The 18,691-nt window shown below is 58.8% G+C and carries 12 protein-coding genes; 9 read left to right on the forward strand and 3 right to left on the reverse strand.

Annotated elements, in window-relative coordinates:
* The 4 genes from rpsR to dnaB form a co-directional block, all read left to right on the forward strand.
* Positions 1 to 129 (forward strand): 30S ribosomal protein S18 (gene rpsR / locus ACIQU2_RS15335; protein WP_403142466.1); only part of this gene is annotated, 129 nt, incomplete at its 5' end.
* A 36-nt stretch (positions 130 to 165) separates the two neighbouring features.
* A complete protein-coding gene (locus tag ACIQU2_RS15340) occupies positions 166 to 1,059 on the forward strand; it encodes a hypothetical protein (RefSeq protein WP_403142174.1) in 894 nt (297 codons plus the stop codon).
* Between the two features lie 19 nt (positions 1,060 to 1,078).
* Positions 1,079 to 1,525, forward strand: coding sequence for a 50S ribosomal protein L9 (rplI, locus tag ACIQU2_RS15345; RefSeq protein ID WP_003197251.1), 447 nt, complete (start codon positions 1,079 to 1,081; stop codon positions 1,523 to 1,525).
* 121 nt (positions 1,526 to 1,646) lie between these two features.
* Entirely contained in the window at positions 1,647 to 3,041 is a 1,395-nt protein-coding gene (gene dnaB, locus ACIQU2_RS15350) for a replicative DNA helicase (protein WP_140677215.1), read from the forward strand.
* 32 nt (positions 3,042 to 3,073) lie between these two features.
* Here the strand turns inward: dnaB and ACIQU2_RS15355 are convergent, their stop codons facing one another.
* Positions 3,074 to 7,039, reverse strand: a complete 3,966-nt coding sequence (locus tag ACIQU2_RS15355) for a dermonecrotic toxin domain-containing protein (protein WP_403142178.1) — start codon at positions 7,037 to 7,039, stop codon at positions 3,074 to 3,076.
* Between the two features lie 225 nt (positions 7,040 to 7,264).
* Here ACIQU2_RS15355 and ACIQU2_RS15360 point away from each other — a divergent pair, with 225 nt between their 5' ends.
* The 4 genes from ACIQU2_RS15360 to ACIQU2_RS15375 all read left to right on the forward strand — a co-directional run bounded on the left by ACIQU2_RS15360 (position 7,265) and on the right by ACIQU2_RS15375 (position 16,708).
* Positions 7,265 to 9,580: a YgiQ family radical SAM protein gene (locus ACIQU2_RS15360; protein WP_347804608.1), complete on the forward strand. Its 2,316-nt coding sequence runs from the start codon at positions 7,265 to 7,267 to the stop codon at positions 9,578 to 9,580.
* A 387-nt stretch (positions 9,581 to 9,967) separates the two neighbouring features.
* Entirely contained in the window at positions 9,968 to 13,243 is a 3,276-nt protein-coding gene (locus ACIQU2_RS15365; RefSeq protein WP_403142181.1) for a DUF2126 domain-containing protein, read from the forward strand.
* Positions 13,244 to 13,331: 88 nt separating this feature from the next.
* The gene (locus ACIQU2_RS15370; RefSeq protein ID WP_403142184.1) at positions 13,332 to 15,818 is read left to right on the forward strand and encodes a circularly permuted type 2 ATP-grasp protein; all 2,487 of its coding nucleotides are present in this window, start codon (positions 13,332 to 13,334) and stop codon (positions 15,816 to 15,818) included.
* Positions 15,818 to 16,708: a transglutaminase N-terminal domain-containing protein gene (locus tag ACIQU2_RS15375; RefSeq protein WP_403142187.1), complete on the forward strand. Its 891-nt coding sequence runs from the start codon at positions 15,818 to 15,820 to the stop codon at positions 16,706 to 16,708. Before ACIQU2_RS15370 ends, ACIQU2_RS15375 begins: the two co-directional genes overlap by 1 nt.
* Positions 16,709 to 16,928: 220 nt before the next feature.
* Here the strand turns inward: ACIQU2_RS15375 and ACIQU2_RS15380 are convergent, their stop codons facing one another.
* On the reverse strand, positions 16,929 to 17,120 hold the full coding sequence (locus ACIQU2_RS15380; RefSeq protein ID WP_347804604.1) for a hypothetical protein: 192 nt from the start codon (positions 17,118 to 17,120) through the stop codon (positions 16,929 to 16,931).
* Between the two features lie 68 nt (positions 17,121 to 17,188).
* Complete coding sequence (locus ACIQU2_RS15385) at positions 17,189 to 17,776, reverse strand: TIGR00730 family Rossman fold protein (protein WP_149631985.1); 588 nt, start codon at positions 17,774 to 17,776, stop codon at positions 17,189 to 17,191.
* A gap of 343 nt (positions 17,777 to 18,119) precedes the next feature.
* On the opposite strand from ACIQU2_RS15385, the gene azu reads away from it, so the two are divergent.
* On the forward strand, positions 18,120 to 18,566 hold the full coding sequence (azu, locus tag ACIQU2_RS15390; RefSeq protein WP_403142192.1) for an azurin: 447 nt from the start codon (positions 18,120 to 18,122) through the stop codon (positions 18,564 to 18,566).
* Positions 18,567 to 18,691 lie beyond the last annotated feature (125 nt).

The raw sequence follows: 18,691 nt of genomic DNA on the forward strand, positions 1-18,691 counted from the left end.
GATACCGGCAAAATCGTTCCAAGCCGCATCACCGGTACCAAAGCACGTTATCAGCGTCAGCTGGCCACCGCTATCAAGCGCGCCCGCTTCCTGGCCCTGCTGGCCTACACCGACAGCCACGGCCGCTGAGACCGGGCAGTCGACACGTAGCAAAGGATTGAAAGCATGCGTGCCATAGCTGAGTTCATCATGCGCGGCCGTATGCAGGCCACTCTCGTAGTGGCCGGATGCGCAACATTGCCGCTGTTGTATTGGTTGGGTGCTGCCGCGGGTTGCCTTGTGCTCCTGCGGCGCGGATTGAAGGACGCCCTGGGCGTTCTTGCTCTGGGACTGCTGCCGGCGTTGATCTGGTGGCTTTACTCCGATGACCCACGGGCACTTCTGGTGCTGCTGGGGTCTTGGAGCCTTGCGTTGGTTTTGCGCGCAAGCGAGTCCTGGAACCGCGTGCTGCTGGTCAGCATAGCGATGGGAGTGGTGTTTTCAGTGGTGCTGGGGACGGCTTTTGGTCCTCAAATCGAGATGTTGGCGCAGGCTTTGATAAAAGTCATGCCGTCGCTACTCGGTGATGTCTACCAGAAGTTGTCGGTAGACGAGCAGGCGCATTTTGCGTCCCTGATCGCACCGGTCCTGACCGGCCTGATTGCGGCCTTATTGCAAATCGTCAGTGTGCTGAGCCTGCTTGTCGGGCGCTACTGGCAGGCGTTGTTGTACAACCCGGGTGGTTTTGGTCGCGAGTTTCGCGCCATCCGATTCCCGCTGGGGCTGGCGATGTTACTGCTGGCGTTCATGCTTCTGGGGCCTAACATCGGTCCGCAGATGGCCATGTTGACGCCGTTGTGCAGTGTACCGCTGGTGTTCGCCGGGCTGGCCCTGATTCACGGGCTGGTGGCGCAAAAGCGACTGGCCGGGTTCTGGCTGGTGGGGTTGTACGTCACGCTGTTGCTGTTCATGCAGCTGATCTATCCGTTGCTGGTGGTCTTGGCCATCGTCGACAGCCTGATTGATTTTCGCGGTCGTTCGACGCCGAAAGACGTCGATAGCGCGAACGGTGAAGGTTAAAAGTTAAGAGGATTTTCACATGCAACTGATCCTTCTGGAAAAAGTCACCAACCTGGGCAACCTGGGTGACAAAGTGAACGTTAAGGCTGGTTACGGTCGTAACTACCTGCTGCCTTACGGCAAAGCTACCGCTGCGACCGCTGCCAACCTGGCCGCGTTCGAAGAGCGTCGCGCTGAGCTGGAAAAAGCCGCAGCAGACCGTAAAACTTCGGCTGAAAGCCGTGCCGCCCAACTGGCTGAGCTGGAAGTGACTATCACTGCCACTGCCGGTGACGAAGGCAAGCTGTTCGGTTCGATCGGTACTCACGACATCGCTGATGCACTGACCGCCTCTGGCGTTGAAGTTGCAAAAAGCGAAGTTCGTCTGCCGAACGGCACCATCCGCAACGTAGGCGAATTCGACGTAGCCGTGCACCTGCACGCCGAAGTTGAAGCCACCGTACGCGTTGTCGTGGTAGCAGCTTAAGCAGCACTTGTCGGCTGGCACCCTCGGGTGCTTGCCGGTAACATCGGGCACGATCCTGTTTACAGGTCGTGCCCTTTGTCTTTCTGCAGTTCCTGATTTTCACAAAACTATTCAAGTGGCCATGAACGATATCTCCGCTCCTGAGCAATACGATCTGCAAACCGCTGCCCTGAAGGTGCCGCCGCATTCCATCGAGGCCGAACAGGCTGTGCTCGGTGGTTTGATGCTGGACAACAACGCCTGGGAACGCGTGCTTGATCAGGTGTCGGACGGCGATTTCTATCGACATGACCACCGCCTGATCTTCCGTGCGATCGCCAAGCTCGCCGACCAGAACTCGCCGATCGACGTCGTGACCCTTGCCGAGCAATTGGACAAGGAAGGTCAGACCTCGCAAGTCGGCGGCCTCGGATACCTTGGCGAACTGGCAAAAAACACGCCGTCCGTCGCCAACATCAAGGCTTATGCCCAGATTGTCCGCGCGCGGGCGACCTTGCGCCAACTGATCGGCATCGCCACCGAAATCGCCGACAGCGCCTTCAACCCGGAAGGCCGCTCGGCTGAAGAGATTCTCGACGAAGCCGAACGCCAGATTTTCCAGATCGCCGAGGCCCGGCCAAAAACCGGCGGCCCGGTGAGCGTGAATGATCTGTTGACCAAGGCCATCGACCGTATCGATACGCTGTTCAACACTGACAACGCGATTACGGGCCTCTCTACCGGTTATACCGATCTCGACGGCATGACCAGCGGCTTGCAGCCGTCCGACCTGATCATCGTCGCCGGCCGTCCATCCATGGGTAAAACCACTTTTGCGATGAACCTGGTGGAAAACGCCGTGCTGCGCAGCGACAAATGCGTATTGGTTTACTCGCTGGAGATGCCAGGCGAATCGCTGATCATGCGTATGTTGTCGTCCCTCGGCCGGATCGATCAGACCAAGGTTCGTGCCGGTCGCCTGGAAGACGACGATTGGCCGCGCCTGACCTCGGCGGTCAACTTGCTCAACGATCGCAAGCTGTTCATTGACGATACGGCCGGTATCAGCCCGTCGGAAATGCGTGCGCGGACTCGACGCCTGGTGCGTGAGCATGGCGAGGTTGGCCTGATTATGATCGACTACCTGCAATTGATGCAGATCCCGGGTTCGAGCGGCGACAACCGGACCAACGAGATTTCTGAAATCTCCCGCTCCTTGAAGGCCCTGGCCAAGGAATTCAACTGCCCGGTGGTGGCGCTGTCCCAGCTCAACCGCTCCCTGGAGCAACGACCGAACAAACGACCGATCAACTCCGACTTGCGGGAATCCGGAGCGATCGAGCAGGATGCTGACGTGATCATGTTCGTGTACCGGGACGAGGTGTATCACCCGGAAACTGAGCACAAAGGCATCGCCGAGATCATCATCGGCAAGCAGCGGAACGGCCCGATCGGCACGTCACGACTGGCGTTCATCGGCAAGTACACCCGCTTCGAAAACCTGGCGCCGGGCAGCTACAACTTCGACGACGAGTAACGTCGAGGGTGTCGACGGTTGATAGCTGTGTTTCAGGCGAACAGGTCTTTGATCGTTTGCTCGGCGTAGCCATAATTCCAGCGTAGCTCGTTGTCGACGGGAATGTCGTCAATGGCAAAGAGTGCATACAGCAGGTATTTTTCCTTGCCCCCGCCTTGGGCTTGAACCTCCACATCAAACGGCACGGCTTCGACGTTGTAACCCGTTGTTGCCTGTCGTGCCGGCTTGCCCTGTTCGTACTCGAAGAGGGTATTTATTCGGGACAGCACATTGTCTCCGGACAACAGAACGGGAGGGGGGCTGGCGTGGGTGGACAGTTTCCGAGGCAGTACATTGATGAGGAACGGGTCCTGTCTGGCGCGACCGACATGACCGTGTATCAATCCTCCACCATAAACCCCAAGAATCTCCCCTTTAACCAGCGGCTTTTTGCTGCTCACCATGTCTTGCCCGATCAAGGTCCTTTCCTCAGGCACCTTGCAGTCGGCGGCGGTGAATGTGCGTAGCGCCAGTTTTTCTTCGTACAGGTTGGCAACGCCTTCGAAGCCCTCCCATTGAATGTATGGTTTGATTGCCGCGGCCTCGTAGTGGGTACCGCCATCAGCAGATTTGGCCTGCCGCTGAATTTTTTTGATGCGTAACGGTTGCCCCTTCAGGTCCCTGAGGGGGTAGCGGCCGTTGTTGGCACGATCATAGTTACCGCGTGTGTTGGAGGTCTGTTGAAAGGATCTGATGCTGGACATGCGGTCGCGTTCGGCGGCAGTGAATGGCACAGGCATGACGTACTCGGTGGCGCTGTGATAGCTGCCGCTTGCCTCCTCCGGGATATCGAGGTGTCTTGACGAGCCAACGCCCGGCGTGCCGCCCGGTAACCCGCTATCGGTATCGATCTCCCAACCACCTCCAGCCTTTTGCCGCACGTAGGGCTTGTACGCTCGATAGGGGCTGCGCGCATCAATGACTTGCCAGCCCGGTTTGGCGTATTGCACTTGATAGTACAGGCGGTTTTCCAGCACGTAATACATGTACGTGCCACCTTGTAGGGGGCGCTGTTCATAAACGCCGTCTGCGCGCAGCGACAGGTTCGTCGGTGTTTCTTTCCGGGCAAAATGGGTATCAAGGGGGAAGCCTGGGGTTGCGGGCTCGGTAGCCCATGACGCACCAGCTTCCCGAATAGCCAGAGGTTGTTTGTGCAAACGCTCTATGACGTTGTTGAGCGCGGTTTTTACACGGTCAGACCAATTATTGGCTGCGGCAAAGCGCTCGGGTTCAGGCAGGACCGCTTTGATCGAGGTGTAGAGATCGGCCAGTCCATTAAGCGGATTTCCCGCAGCATCGTAAGCCCTGTACTGCGCGCCTTCTCGAACCAGAACTCTGCGATGAGCGGCTGTGTCACTGCCGACGCTGCTCAGCAATGTGCCGTTGAGGGTTGCATCACGCATTTCGATGTGCACCGAGTCGGCCCAGTTGGGCAAGTGCCTGAAGTTCATGAGGATGAGTTGGTCGGTGTCAAGAGGGCGGGCGGAATCAAGATAAAGCCCCTCATAAGTACGTGCTGTTTCAACTTCTTTGGAATATTCGGCTGCTTCCTTTTCCATGAGTGGCAACAACTGCTTTTCCCGCACGATTTGCTGCTTTTCCAGTGCGCTGAGGCTGAGTGTCAACTGCTGTAGATAACTTTTTGGCAGCGTTGGATACTTCGTGCGAATGTGTTGCTCTATCGGGTTTTCCGGTTGATCGGTCAGCGCATAAGTTTTTGGGAACAGCAGGTCTTTTGTTGCCGCAAGGTGGGTCTCAAGACACTGCGCCAGGCGCTCTGCGTTAGAGGCAGAGGATGGCGCCAGCCCTTTGAACAGCTCACTGAGCTCTTCAGTTCTCAACTTCTCGATAACAGCGTCTGTCAGTTCACCGTTTCTGAGTTGGGCGTAGGTCAATCTAAGTTCGGGCAGTGTTGCATTGGCGGAGTCACCAAAAGCAAAGAGCGTTTCAGTCCCATCGACGACGGTCAGGCGTCGAGTGGTTGGCCAGCCGCTCAGTGTGGTGAGCAGGTGCAGCAAGATGAACGGTGAGTAAGGGCCGGTTTTAGTGCCTTTGCTACGTTCTATCTTGAAATCTTTTATTTCCTGCCTCAAATCAAAGCGCTTCAATACATCGGTCAGCAGGGCCGGCGGACGTTGGGTGCTCTGATGAAGTTCAATGAGAGCCAATCTGTCTAATCCGCTGACCAGCAGAATGGGCTCAACGGCTTCTTGGCGGATATTGCGTGCGACAGTGCCAAGACGCCTGATCAGTTTCAATCCATCCCAAGTGCTTGGGTCCTCGTGCAGATGGCGCCATCCGGCGGCATCGTTTTGTAACATCTGTGGGGTATGCCCGTTTGGGTCAGAAGGGTGTTGCAGTTCCCACTGCCGGGTGGCGATGTCGACCTTTACTTCATAGAAATGGTCTTCCAGTGCTACATAGGTTTTTGCGTTGTGGTTATACAACCCTTGAGCGTTGGGGTGGATATTTTCAGGGAGTTGAAGTGCCGTCCGATAGGGCGTCAGATCGGGGTGCCAGAGTCGTTCGCTATTGTCGCGCAACCTAATTTTCACCAGGTTGGTGGCGATCCCGGTGGTTTTTATTGCGCCGGCCGTGATGATGCCCAGGGCCGCGGCGTCTGCGACATCCAGCAGATCATTCAGGGCTTCATCGGTATCGCCACGACTCCAGGCGGCAACGCCGTGATAGACCGAGTTGAGTAACTGCAAGGCTGTTACCGCCAACATCACTTCACCGATGATCGGTATGAAGGACGCGGCGAAAAATAACAGCGACTCCCCTGATGCCTCGAGCTCCTGACGTTTTTTCAAGCTGCCGGCGGTGTTGGCATCTGCCGTGGGGACCGCCAGCACACGTGCGTCAGCTTTCAGGTGGGCAATGCGTTGCTTGAAGACCGTTTCATAGACGTCACCGGCAATATCCACGCGCACCAAGGGTTTGGCAAAAGACGCATTACTACGGCGGTTTGCGCCTGACCACAAAGTGCCTGTGGTCAGCGGCGTTCCCTGGCGCTCAAACGGAATGAAGCGATTGAAGAATTTCCGGTAGGAGGGTGTGTCCAGTTTAATTGCCAGGGCTGTTTGAAGAGCGTTATACGAGTCATATCGTTTGATTGCGTCATCGGGATCATCGGGGATGTAAAGAACGTGTTTAATCTGAGGCCATTTATCCCGAAGTACCACGATGCCCGGAAGGGCTATGCCGTCCAGGGTCAGGTGTGAACAGATCAAGTCCTTGTGGCTGCCGGCGTGGCTCAGTTCGAGTAATAGTGCGTAAAGATCTGTGCTGATGGATTTCTTCATCAGGGCGATGTGGATCGCCGCCTCAAAGGTATTTTGGTCGTCGTTCCTGATCAGGGCTTTTATCTGGTTTGCCGAGCGAGTGGCGGTTGTTCCCGCAGTCGCAGAAGGTTCCAGTATTTCGCTGATGTGTCTCTGGTACCGCATGCCGATGTCCAGCTCGCGACAAACCCCGGCGAAGTGCTCTGGGCTGACAGCGCTTTTTTTCTTTTCGTCGTACCCGGACAAATAGAGGGCCGATCCCGCTTCAAAACCACCGCTCAGGGCTTCGGAAGGTTCGAAGTTCTGCAGAGCGGCGTCTACAAGCGTTTGTTCGGTGGTTTTATGGTGTGTTTTGATCAGCCCCAAGAGGTGGGAGTTCTTCCATTCGCGTAGCAGTGTGGATTTTTCAGCGTCCAGCGATCCCAGGTGTCCTGTGAGCTTTTCGCTCAACAAGGTTCGGGCAAAGTTCAAGGGGTTTTTCAGATCTTCGAAGACGGGGGCCAACGCCTGCCTGGCTGCATTGCTTTTGAGCAGGCAGGCGCGAAACGTTTTGCGCTGTTCAGGTGATCCCTCGACTAGCCAGCCAGGCAGCTTGCTCTGGATGAAGCTTGCATGAGCAGATAGGGGCGGCGGGGTAGGTGCGAGGACTGTATTGAGTAAAGTCGAATCGTTCAAGGGAGCTCCGTGGCTCTGGATAAGCCAGTCTGGTAGTTGAAGCGCCAGACTACTCGCGGGTTTTTTTCTTGAAGAATATCTATGTAGCGACATGTGCTCAGCGAAATGTGATGTATCGGTCAAGGGCAGACCTGATGGTAAAAGCCGACCGCTATTGTCGGAATTGGTTAATTTTTGTGCTATATTCCGCGCCCGCGATTTTTCATCTCAACACCGGTCATCGTCATGCAAACAGCCAAGCCGTTATTTGACTATCCCAAGTACTGGGCCGAATGTTTCGGTCCAGCGCCATTCCTGCCGATGAGCAGGGAGGAGATGGATCAGCTTGGCTGGGATTCATGCGACATCATCATCGTCACCGGTGATGCGTACGTTGACCATCCGTCGTTCGGCATGGCAATCATCGGCCGGCTGCTGGAGTCGCAAGGCTTCCGCGTCGGGATCATTGCCCAGCCAAACTGGCAGTCCAAAGACGACTTCATGAAGCTCGGCGAGCCGAACCTGTTCTTCGGCGTCGCGGCCGGCAACATGGACTCGATGATCAACCGCTACACCGCCGACAAAAAAATCCGCTCAGATGACGCCTACACTCCTGGTGGCATGGCGGGCAAACGTCCGGATCGCGCGAGCCTGGTTTACAGCCAGCGTTGCAAGGAAGCCTACAAGAACGTGCCGATCGTTCTCGGTGGCATCGAAGCTTCCCTGCGCCGCATCGCCCACTACGATTACTGGCAGGACCGGGTTCGCAACTCGATCCTGATCGACGCCTGCGCCGACATCCTGCTCTACGGCAACGCCGAGCGTGCGATCGTCGAAGTCGCCCAGCGTCTGTCCTACGGTCACAAGATCGAAGACATCACCGACGTGCGCGGTACCGCGTTCATTCGTCGCGACACGCCGAAAGACTGGTACGAAGTCGATTCCACGCGCATCGACCGTCCGGGCAAGATCGACAAGATCATCAACCCGTACGTGAACACCCAGGACACTGCGGCGTGCACCATCGAGCAGGAAAAGGGTGCGACTTTTTCAAGTGCAGAAGACCCGAGCGAAGCCAAGGTCGTGCAGATTCTGGCGAGCCCGAAGATGACTCGCGACAAGACCGTGATTCGTCTGCCTTCGGTTGAGAAAGTCCGTGGTGACGCGGTTCTTTATGCTCACGCCAACCGCGTGCTTCACCTGGAAACCAACCCGGGCAACGCCCGTGCGCTGGTGCAGAAGCACGGCGAAGTCGACGTCTGGTTCAACCCGCCTCCAATTCCGATGACCACCGAAGAAATGGACTACGTGTTCGGCATGCCCTATGCGCGCATTCCGCACCCGGCGTACGGCAAGGAAAAGATCCCTGCCTACGACATGATCCGCTTCTCGGTGAACATCATGCGTGGCTGCTTCGGCGGCTGTACCTTCTGCTCTATCACCGAGCACGAAGGCCGGATCATCCAGAACCGTTCCGAAGAGTCGATCATTCGCGAAATCGAAGAGATCCGCGACAAGGTCCCCGGCTTCACCGGCGTCATTTCCGACCTCGGCGGCCCGACCGCGAACATGTACCGTATCGCCTGCAAGACCCCGGAAATCGAATCCGCGTGCCGCAAGCCTTCGTGTGTGTTCCCGGGCATTTGCCCGAACCTGAACACCGATCACTCGTCGCTGATCCAGCTGTACCGCAGCGCCCGTGCCTTGCCGGGTGTGAAGAAGATCCTGATCGCTTCCGGTCTGCGCTACGACCTCGCGGTCGAGTCGCCGGAGTACGTCAAAGAGCTGGTGACCCACCACGTTGGTGGTTACCTGAAGATCGCCCCGGAACATACCGAGGAAGGTCCGCTCAACCAGATGATGAAACCGGGCATCGGCAGCTATGACAAGTTCAAGCGCATGTTCGAGAAGTACTCCAAGGAAGCCGGGAAAGAGCAGTACCTGATTCCGTACTTCATCGCCGCGCACCCGGGCACCACCGACGAAGACATGATGAACCTGGCCTTGTGGCTCAAGGGCAACGGCTTCCGTGCCGACCAGGTGCAAGCGTTCTACCCGTCGCCGATGGCCACCGCCACCGCGATGTACCACTCGGGCAAGAACCCGCTGCGCAAAGTCACTTACAAGAGTGACGCCGTGACCATCGTCAAGAGCGAAGAGCAGCGTCGTCTGCACAAGGCGTTCTTGCGTTATCACGATCCGAAAGGCTGGCCGATGCTGCGTGAAGCGCTGACCCGCATGGGCCGCGCCGACCTGATCGGGCCGGGCAAGAACCAGTTGATCCCGCTGCACCAGCCGGCGACCGACAGCTACCAGAGCGCCCGTCGCAAGAACTCGACACCGGCCGGCAGCCATAAAGTGGCAGGGGAAAAGACCACCAAGATCCTGACCCAGCACACGGGCCTGCCACCGCGCGCCAGTGATGGCGGCAACCCGTGGGACAAGCGTGAACAGGCCAAGGCAGCGGCGTTCGCCCGCAACCAGCAGGCGGCCAAGGATCGCAAGGACGCGGCCAAAGGCAAGGGGCCGAAACCTGCGCGCAAGCCGGTAGTGCCGCGCTAAACCTCGCTAGCTCTGAACAGAACGCCAACCTTCGGGTTGGCGTTTTGCGTTTCTGCGCCACGGAAAACTGGGGCGCTGGGTCGGAAGCTGTGTTGGGGCAACCGGCCTCTTCGCGGGCAAGCCCGCTCCCACAGGGATCTGCTGTGAACACAGAACCGGAGACAACCTCGAACACTGTGGGAGCGGGCTTGCCCGCGAAGAGGCCGGTGTTGGTGGCGACTATGCAGCTGAACGCCACAAATCCGTGCAATCGATGCAAACCAAATTCCCGCATCGCCCGATTTTGGTGCTGTACTGCCTCAAGCAACCGGAGAAAGCGCCAGCGCTGCTGGATGGCATAAGTCTTGCGCGCTTTCGATAACGCTTAAGGCTCGCAGGAGGCACGCCGTGTCGATTCATGTCGCATTGCACCACGTCACGCATTACCGCTACGACCGCGCCGTCGAGCTCGGTCCGCAGATCGTTCGCCTGCGCCCGGCCGCCCACAGTCGCACGCGGATACTGTCCTACGCGCTGAAAGTGTCGCCCGAGCAGCACTTCATCAACTGGCAGCAGGATCCCCAGGGCAATTACCTGGCGCGATTGGTGTTCCCGGAAAAAACCGATGAGCTGCGGATCGAAGTCGATCTGCTGGCAGAGATGGCGGTCTTCAATCCGTTCGATTTCTTCCTTGAACCCTACGCGGAAAAGATCCCGTTCGCCTACGCCGCGGATGAGCGCAAGGAGCTGGCGCCGTACCTGGAAACCTTGCCCCTGACACCGAAGTTCAAGGCGTACCTGGATGGCATCGACCGCACGCCACTGCCTAGTGTGGATTTCCTCGTCGCACTCAATCAGCGCCTGAGTGAAGACATTGGCTACCTGATCCGCATGGAGCCGGGCGTGCAAACGCCCGAACACACCCTCGAACATGCCTCCGGTTCCTGCCGCGACTCCGCGTGGTTGCTGGTGCAACTGTTGCGCAACCTCGGTCTGGCGGCGCGTTTCGTCTCCGGCTACCTGATTCAACTGACCGCCGACGTCAAAAGCCTCGACGGCCCGTCGGGCACTGACGTGGACTTCACCGACCTGCACGCCTGGTGTGAGGTTTATTTGCCCGGTGCAGGCTGGATCGGCCTGGACGCGACGTCAGGGCTGTTTGCCGGTGAAGGACACATTCCGTTGGCCTGTAGCCCCGATCCGGGCTCTGCGGCACCGATCAGTGGCTTGGTTGAACCGTGCGAGTGCGAATTCACCCATGAAATGTCCGTGGAGCGGATTTGGGAAGCGCCACGGGTAACGAAGCCCTACACCGAAGACCAATGGCTGGCGATCCAGGCGTTGGGGCGGCAGATCGATGCCGACCTGTTGGAGGGTGACGTGCGCCTGACCATGGGCGGTGAACCGACGTTTGTTTCCATCGACGATCCAGACGGCGCCGAGTGGAACACGGCGGCACTTGGGCCAGACAAGCGGCGTCTGTCCGCCGAACTGTTCCAGCGCATGCGCAAACACTATGCCCCCAAAGGCCTGGTGCATTTCGGTCAGGGCAAGTGGTACCCCGGCGAGCAATTGCCGCGCTGGTCGCTGAACTGCTACTGGCGCCGCGACGATGTACCGATCTGGCACAACAGCGCGCTGATTGCCGATGAGCAGCAAGACTACGGTGCCAATGGCGAGTTGGCCGGACGCTTTCTGGCGAGTGTCGCCGAGCGCCTGAAAATTCCGACACGCTTTGTATTTCCGGCCTACGAAGACAATTTCTATTACCTCTGGCGCGAAGGCACGTTGCCGCAGAACGTCAGCGCCGAAGACTCGCGTCTTGAAGAACCTTTGGAGCGGGCGCGCCTGCGCAAAGTCTTCAGCCAGGGTCTGGACAAAGTCATCGGTCAGGTCCTGCCGCTGGCGCGCACCGCCAAGGGTGATCAGTGGCAAAGCGGCCGTTGGTATCTGCGCGACGAGCATTGCCGACTGGTGCCGGGGGATTCGCCGCTGGGCTATCGCTTGCCGCTCGGCTCGCAGCCTTGGGTGAAAGCGTCGGAGTACCCGTTCATTCATCCTGCGGACCCGAATCAGGATTTCCCTGCACTGCCCGACACTGCACAACTTCAGAGCCAAGGCGAGCCTGCGGTTGCTGATGAACGCACGCCAAAGATCGACGAATCCGCCGACTGGCTGACCCGCACGGCGTTCTGCGCCGAAGCGCGAGAGGGGCGGTTGTACCTGTTCATGCCGCCGCTGGAACGGGTCGAGGATTATCTGGAACTGGTCAGCGCCATCGAAGCGACCGCCGAGGAGCTGCATTGCCCGGTGTTGCTGGAAGGCTATGAGCCGCCGAGCGATCCGCGGCTGAACAACTTCCGTATCACGCCCGATCCGGGTGTGATCGAGGTCAACGTGCAGCCATCCGCCACGTGGGATGAACTGGTCGAGCGCACCGAGTTTCTTTACGAAGAGGCACGCCAGACCCGACTGACCACCGAGAAATTCATGATCGACGGTCGGCACACCGGCACCGGCGGCGGTAACCATTTCGTACTGGGCGGCGCGACACCGGCTGACTCACCGTTTCTACGCCGCCCCGATCTGCTGCGCAGCCTGATCAGCTACTGGCATAACCACCCGTCCTTGTCCTACCTGTTTTCCGGATTGTTCATCGGCCCGACGTCTCAGGCGCCACGGGTTGATGAAGCGCGCAATGATGCGTTGTATGAACTGGAAATCGCCTTTGCCCAGATGCCTGAGCCGGGTGAGGAATGCGCACCGTGGCTGGTGGATCGGCTGCTGCGCAACCTGCTGATCGACGTGACCGGCAACACGCACCGTGCCGAGTTCTGCATAGACAAGCTTTATTCACCGGATGGCGCGACGGGGCGTCTGGGGTTGCTCGAATTGCGCGCCTTTGAAATGCCGCCCCATGCGCGCATGAGCCTGGCGCAGCAGTTGTTGTTGCGGGCGTTGGTGGCGCGGTTCTGGCGCGAGCCCTATGCACCGCCGAAGCTGGCGCGCTGGGGTACAGAGCTGCACGATCGTTTCCTGTTGCCACACTTTATCGAACAGGATTTCGCCGACGTCATCGTCGACCTCAATGCCGCCGGTTATCCCGTGCGCGCCGAGTGGTTTGCGGCGCATCTGGAGTTCCGTTTTCCCAAGGTAGGCGATTACGCCGTCAGCGGGATCGAGCTGGAATTGCGTCAAGCGCTGGAGCCCTGGCATGTGCTGGGCGAGGAGGGCGCAGTCGGCGGCACGGTGCGTTATGTGGATTCGTCGCTGGAGCGCTTGCAGGTCAAGCTCACGGGTCTGCCGCCGCAGCGTTTTCTTCTGACCTGCAATGGCATTCCGGTGCCATTGCAACCCACCGGGCGGGTCGGCGAATTTGTGGCCGGCGTGCGTTTCCGCGCCTGGCAACCGGCCAACTGCCTGCAGCCGACCATCCCGGTCCACGCGCCACTGGTGTTCGACCTGCTCGACACCTGGATGCAGCGCTCGCTGGGTGGCTGCCAGTACCACGTTGCCCATCCGGGCGGGCGTAACTACGACAGCTTGCCGGTGAACGCCAATGAGGCGGAGAGCCGGCGGATGGCGCGTTTTTTCCGCATCGGACACAGTCCTGGGAAACTTCCTATACCGAATGTGGAAGTGAACGACGAGCTGCCGATGACACTCGATTTACGACGTTACTAAACCGTACGCGACGCTCGGATTTTTCGTATATCCGGGCGTCATGAGCCTGCGTTAGTCTGACCGTTCTTTGCTGTCTGCCGAGCTTTCCATGCCTGACCTGCTTGACCGCTACCCGCTGACGGCGGGCACTTATCACGAACTGCTCGACGACAGCGGCGCGGTGCGCCCGCACTGGCGTCGGTTGTTCGACCAATTGCAACGCAGCACACCAACGCAATTGGTGCAGCGTCAGGCGCTGCTGACCCGGCAGATCCAGGAAAACGGCGTGACTTACAACGTCTACGCCGACCCTAAGGGTGCCGATCGGCCGTGGGAACTCGATCTGTTGCCGCACGTGATTGCTGCGGATGAATGGCAGCAGTTATCGGCCGGGATCGCCCAGCGGGCACGCTTGCTCAATGCCGTACTCGCAGATTTGTACGGCCCGCAACGGTTGATCGCCGAAGGTCTACTCCCGGCTGAGCTGGTTTTCGGTCACAACAACTTCCTCTGGCCCTGTCAGGGCATCACGCCGCCCGACGGGGCTTTTCTGCATCTGTATGCGGTGGATCTGGCACGCACGCCTGACGGTCGCTGGTGGGTGACGGCGGATCGGACGCAAGCGCCATCCGGTGCCGGTTACGCCCTGGAAAACCGCACCATCGTGTCCCGGGCCTTTCCCGAGTTGTACCGCGATTTGAAAGTGCAGCACCTGGCCGGGTTCTTCCGCACGCTTCAGGAAACCCTGGCCCGTCAGGCACCGAGTGATGACGAAGCGCCGCTGATCGTGCTGCTCACACCGGGACGTTTCAACGAAAGCTACTTCGAACACCTCTATCTGGCGCGCCAGCTCGGTTATCCGCTGGTAGAGGGCGGCGACCTGACCGTCCGGGATGCCACGGTCTACCTGAAAACCTTGAGCGGACTGCGTCGGGTCCACGCAATCATGCGGCGGCTCGACGATGACTTCTGCGATCCGCTGGAGCTGCGCACTGACTCGGCCCTTGGCGTGCCGGGATTGCTGGAAGCCGTACGCCGAGGGCGGGTGCTGGTGGCCAACGCCCTCGGCAGCGGCGTGCTGGAGTCGCCGGGATTGTTGGGCTTCCTGCCGAAGATCAATCAATTCCTGTTCGGCGAAGAACTGATTCTGCCCTCCATCGCGACCTGGTGGTGCGGTGAAGCACCGGTACTGGCTCAGGCCCTGGAAAAATTGCCGGAGTTGTTGATCAAACCGGCTTTCCCGTCACAGAGCTTCACTCCGGTATTTGGGCGCGATTTGAGTGAAAAACAGCGTCAGGAACTGGCTGAACGCATGCAGGCCCGGCCTTACGCCTATGTCGCGCAAGAATTGGCTCAGCTCTCTCAAGCCCCGATCTGGCAGGCTGAAGAGGGGCATCTGCAACCTCGGGCCATTGGCATGCGCGTGTATGCAGTGGCCAGTCGTGAGGGCTATCGGGTTCTGCCCGGCGGCCTTACCCGGGTTGCCGCCGAGGCTGACGCCGAAGTGGTGTCGATGCAGCGCGGTGGCGCGAGCAAAGACACCTGGGTATTGGGCGATCGCCCTCCGAGCGGTGAGCAATGGAAAACCCAGCGTACGATCGGTGTGCACGACCTGGTGCGACGGGATCCGTATCTGCCTTCGCGCGTGGTGGAAAACCTGTTCTGGTTCGGGCGTTACTGCGAGCGCTGTGATGACAGCGCGCGGCTGCTGCGAATCATGCTGGCGCGTTATGTCGATGGCGATGACCCGCAAGCCCTGGAGGCGGCGGTCGATCTGGGCGAACGGTTGATGTTGTTACCCGATGAAGGCGAGTTGCCGGAGCGTTTGCTGGCGGCATTGCTCGGCGACGACTGGTCGTTCAGCCTGCGCTCCAACCTTCAGCGTTTGCAGTGGGCGGCCTCGCAGGTGCGCGGCAAGCTCTCGCGGGAAAACTGGCAAGCGCTGGTGGAGCTGCAGCGCGAGGCCTTGGAGCTGGAAGCCGAAGAGCCGGATTTCGGCGAATTGCTGGATTTCCTCAACCGTTTGGTGATGTCCCTGGCGGCGTTATCCGGTTTCGCCCTCGACGACATGACCCGGGACGAAGGCTGGCGCTTCCTGATGATCGGCCGCCGGATCGAACGTCTGCAATTTCTCAGCGCCAGCCTGGCGGCATTTCTGCGCGGTACCGGTGCTTTCGATCAGGCCGGATTGGAATGGCTGCTGGAGCTGGGCAACAGCAGCATCACTTACCGTTCGCGGTATCTGGCGGTGGCGCAACTGATCCCGGTGCTTGACCTGTTGCTGCTCGACGAGCAGAACCCCCACGCCGTGCTGTTTCAGTTGAAACTGGTGACTCGTACCTTGAAACGCTTGAATGACGACTTCGGCGTGCCTCGCGAAGCGGGGTTGCCGCAATTGGTGGAACGCTTGGCGCAGTTCGATCTGGGATGCCTGGAGAACTCGCTGTTCGGCGAAACCAGTGTTCGGGCAGCCATTGAGGGGCTGGCCGACCTGTTGCAAGAGATCGCCGACGCTAGCGGGCAAGTGTCGGATCGTCTGGCCTTGCGCCATTTCGCCCATGTCGATGACGTCAGCCAGCGCACGGTGTCCGTCTGATGAGCGCCCATTACCAGATTCTCCACGACACCCATTATCACTACGACAGCCCGGTGTCCCTGGCTCAGCAGCTCGCGCACCTGTGGCCGCGTGCATGTGCCTGGCAGCGCTGCACCGAGCAGCAATTGCAGATCAGTCCCGATCCGACTTCGCGCCGCGATGAACTGGATGTGTTCGGTAATCCGCTGACCCGGTTGGCGTTCGAGCGGCCGCATGATGAATTGCTGGTCAATGCCCGGCTCACCGTCGAAGTGCTGGCCCGGCCTGCGCTGGATTTCAATCAATCCCCCGCGTGGGAAGAAACCTGTAACGCGCTGACTTACACCAGTCAGCCGCTTTCCCCCGAATTGCTGGAAGCGTGTCGTTACCGGTTCGAATCACCCTACGTGCATTTGAAGCGCAACTTCGTCGAGTTTTCCGAAAGCTGTTTTCCATCGGGTCGGCCGCTGCTGTTGGGTGTTCAGGCGCTGATGGAGAAGATCTTCAGCGAGTTCACCTTCGATGCCGAGGCGACCCAAGTGGCGACGCCGCTGGTGGAAGTGCTGGAGCGCCGGCGCGGTGTTTGTCAGGACTTCGCTCACCTGATGCTCGCCTGCGTACGCTCCCGTGGGTTGGCGGCGCGGTACATCAGTGGCTACCTGCTGACCCAGCCACCACCCGGGCAGCCTCGATTGATCGGCGCGGACGCGTCTCACGCCTGGGTCTCGGTGTTTTGCCCGATACTGGGCTGGGTCGATTTTGACCCGACCAACAACGTACAACCGACACTCGAACACATAACCCTGGCCTGGGGCCGGGATTTCTCCGATGTTTCGCCGTTGCGTGGGGTGATTCTGGGGGGCGGCAGCCATGATCCCGAAGTCCGCGTCACAGTGATGCCACTGGAGTAATAGAGATCCCATGTGGGAGCGAGCTTGCTCGCGATAGCGGACTTTCAGTCACACAAATATTGGATGTACAGCCGTCATCGCGAGCAAGCTCGCTCCCACAGGTGATGTGCAGTGCTTTCTGGAGGGGTATTTCAGATTGGCCTGTGAGGGTCAGCAACATCGTTGCTGACCCTGGACACAGATCCGGTGGGCCTGATCAGATCATCGGGCCCTGAGGGTCTCAGGCGTCGGGCGCCTGATCTTTCGGTGCTTCAACATCATCTTTTGCGGCCACTTCACCTTCTGCATCCGGGTTCAGTGCGGCGGCTTCTTCTTCAGCTGTAGCTTTCTTGCGCTGAAGCTTTTCCTCTTTCTTCTGCTCCTTGGCCAAGTCTCTCTGACGTTTGGCGAAGGAATAATTGGGTTTAGCCATGGGCGATCCTCTGGGGTCGAAGGTGAGGTTGAGCGGCGCGTATTCTGCCCTGTATCGATGCCCAGCCGTTAGCTGGGTTTTTGCTCGATCCACTTTGGCACCACTGTCGGCTGCCAGGCGTCCAATACATCGAGCAGGGTTTGCGGCGATTCGCTCACTTGCAGCATGTCACGGTGCGGTTCGCGAACGAAGCCTTCGCCGACGATATGATCGAGAAAAGACGTCAATTTGCTGTAGAACCCGTTCACTTCCAGCAGCCCCAGCGGTTTGCCGTGGTAGCCGAGTTGGCCCCAGGTCCAGACTTCGAACAGTTCTTCCAGCGTGCCCAGCCCGCCGGGCAGGGCGATAAAGGCGTCACTGAGTTCGGCCATCCGCGCCTTGCGCGCATGCATGCCGTCGACCACTTCCAGGCGAGTCAGGCCGCTGTGACCGATTTCCTTGTCTTTGAGGCTTTGCGGGATGATCCCGATCACTTCACCGCCGGCCGCCAGCGCAGCATCGGCGACGATGCCCATCAGCCCGACGGCGCCGCCGCCATAGACCAGAGTCAGCTTACGCTCGGCCAATGCTCGCCCCAAGGCGACAGCCGCTTCACGATAAGCCGGGTTGGTACCAGTGCTGGCACCGCAAAATACACAAACGGACGCTAAAGACATGCCTTACTCCATGGTCAGGATGACCACAGAGTAAAGGCAGGCACGCGGCGTTCCAAGGTCTACACTTCACGTTCAGGTGTTTCACAGGTACCGCTGGCGCCACAGGCGTAGGCGGCGAGCAAACTGCGCAACAGGCTGTTAAGGGACATGACTGGCGCTCCAGATGATTGATGACGGCTTGATGATAGGGCCGCCCTAGACGTCTGGCTGGTAGATTGTTTCGATAGGTGTCATAGCCCGAAAGTTGTATACAATTTTTGATTCAGGTCATAGGAACTTGCGAAGTTTTCAGGCAGTCTTCTGTCCATTCGCACTTTTGTTAACCCTGCCTTGGAGATTCACCATGTTTGCCAAACTTGTTGCAGTATCCCTGCTGACACTGGCCAGCAGCCAATTGATGGCTGCCGAGTGCAAGGTCACTGTCGACTCGACTGACCAGATGTCCTTCGATACCAAGGAAATCAGCATCGACAAGAGCTGCAAGACGTTCACCGTGGAGCTGAAACACTCCGGCAACCTGCCGAAAAACGTCATGGGTCATAACTGGGTGCTGAGCAAAGAAGCTGACATGCAGCCGATCGCCACCGCTGGCCTGGCCGCTGGCATCGAGAAGAGTTACCTGCCTGAAGGCGACGCACGCGTCATCGCCCACACCAAAATCATCGGCGCCAAGGAAACCGAGTCGGTGACCTTCGACGTGTCGAAGCTCGATGCTGGCGAGAAGTACGGTTTCTTCTGCTCGTTCCCTGGCCACATCTCGATGATGAAAGGCACTGTTGTCCTGAAGTAATCGAATCGAACGCATAAAAAAAGCGTCCTGCGAGGGACGCTTTTTTTTGCTCATTTTTGGGTCAGCCCGAATCCTTGTAGGAGCTGTCGAGTGAAACGAGGCTGCGATCTTTTGATCTTGCTTTT

Source organism: Pseudomonas sp. NPDC098740, assembly GCF_044760065.1.
GTDB lineage: Bacteria > Pseudomonadota > Gammaproteobacteria > Pseudomonadales > Pseudomonadaceae > Aquipseudomonas > Aquipseudomonas rossensis.

What these genes read in the sequence shown, in the direction of transcription:
- ACIQU2_RS15360 (WP_347804608.1), top strand. Translation starts at nt 7,265, where the DNA reads ATGCAAACAGCCAAGCCGTTATTTGACTATCCCAAGTACTGGGCCGAA.
- ACIQU2_RS15370 (WP_403142184.1), top strand. Translation starts at nt 13,332, where the DNA reads ATGCCTGACCTGCTTGACCGCTACCCGCTGACGGCGGGCACTTATCAC.
- ACIQU2_RS15380 (WP_347804604.1), bottom strand. Translation starts at nt 17,120, where the DNA reads ATGGCTAAACCCAATTATTCCTTCGCCAAACGTCAGAGAGACTTGGCC.
- dnaB (WP_140677215.1), top strand. Translation starts at nt 1,647, where the DNA reads ATGAACGATATCTCCGCTCCTGAGCAATACGATCTGCAAACCGCTGCC.
- ACIQU2_RS15385 (WP_149631985.1), bottom strand. Translation starts at nt 17,776, where the DNA reads ATGTCTTTAGCGTCCGTTTGTGTATTTTGCGGTGCCAGCACTGGTACC.
- rplI (WP_003197251.1), top strand. Translation starts at nt 1,079, where the DNA reads ATGCAACTGATCCTTCTGGAAAAAGTCACCAACCTGGGCAACCTGGGT.
- ACIQU2_RS15375 (WP_403142187.1), top strand. Translation starts at nt 15,818, where the DNA reads ATGAGCGCCCATTACCAGATTCTCCACGACACCCATTATCACTACGAC.
- ACIQU2_RS15340 (WP_403142174.1), top strand. Translation starts at nt 166, where the DNA reads ATGCGTGCCATAGCTGAGTTCATCATGCGCGGCCGTATGCAGGCCACT.
- azu (WP_403142192.1), top strand. Translation starts at nt 18,120, where the DNA reads ATGTTTGCCAAACTTGTTGCAGTATCCCTGCTGACACTGGCCAGCAGC.